A 1,174-nucleotide genomic window follows, 5' to 3' on the forward strand; every position below is an offset into this window, starting at 1 on the left:
TCGATCGGCTCGACCATCGCCACCGGCCTGGTGCCGCGCGACAAGGCCGCCAGCGCCATTGCGGTCATGTTCACCGGCCTCACCGTGGCGCTGGTGACCGGCGTGCCGCTGGGCACCTTCATCGGCCAGCACTTGGGCTGGCGCGAGACCTTCCTGGCCGTGTCGGCACTGGGCGTGCTGGCCTTCATCGGCAGCGCGGTCTTCGTGCCGCGCCACATCGCCCACCAGGCCCCCGCCTCGCTGCTGCAGCAGGCCAGGGTGCTGGCCGAGCCGCGCCTGCTGCTGGTCTACGCCAAGACGGCGATCGGCTACGGCGGCACCTTCATTCCGTTCACCTTTCTCGCGCCGCTGCTCACCGAGGTGTCGGGCTTGCGCGCCGGCGCCGTGGGCTGGGTGATGCTGGTATACGGCTTGTCGGTGGCCGTGGGCAACATCTGGGGCGGCAAGCTGGCCGACCGCCTGGGCCCCATTCCGGCGCTGAAAATCATTTTTGCGCTGCTCGCCGCCGTGCTCTTGCTGCTGCAGTTCACGGCGCCCTACCCCTGGCTGGCTTTGGCGACGGTGCTGCTGTGGGGCGCGGTGGCGTTCGGCAACGTGCCCGGCCTGCAGGTCTATGTGGTCAAGCAGGCCGAGCGCTTTGCGCCGCAGGCGGTGGACGTGGCCTCGGGCCTGAACATCGCGGCCTTCAACCTCGGCATCGCCGGCGCGGCCTGGGCCGGTGGCCTGATCGTGGCGCACCTGGGCCTCATGCACACGCCGTGGATAGGCGCCGTGGTGGTGCTGGTGGCGCTGGCGCTGACGCACTGGAGCGGCCGGCTCGACCGCCAAAGCGGCCTTCCCACAAGCGGCAACGNGCCGGCGCGGCCTGGGCCGGTGGCCTGATCGTGGCGCACCTGGGCCTCATGCACACGCCGTGGATAGGCGCCGTGGTGGTGCTGGTGGCGCTGGCGCTGACGCACTGGAGCGGCCGGCTCGACCGCCAAAGCGGCCTTCCCACAAGCGGCAACGCTCCGCTGCCCGCCTTCCGCTGAACTTTTTCACCCCTCCACCAGGACGCCAGCATGCATTCGACCTCCCCCATTCCCGCCTTCGGCCTCGGCACCTTTCGCCTGCAGGGCCAGACCGTGATCGACTCGGTGCAAAACGCCCTCGACGTGGGCTACCGCGTGATCGA

The 1,174-nt window shown here is 70.2% G+C and carries 1 protein-coding gene; it reads left to right on the plus strand.

Annotation, left to right across the window (positions count from 1 at the left end; translation table 11 throughout):
• A partial coding sequence (locus QZH66_RS16525; protein WP_305806959.1) for an MFS transporter occupies positions 1–882 on the plus strand: 882 nt, incomplete at its 5' end.
• Positions 883–1,174: the final 292 nt, after the last annotated feature.

It is taken from the genome of Stenotrophomonas sp. YIM B06876 (genome assembly GCF_030711595.1).
GTDB lineage: Bacteria > Pseudomonadota > Gammaproteobacteria > Xanthomonadales > Xanthomonadaceae > Stenotrophomonas.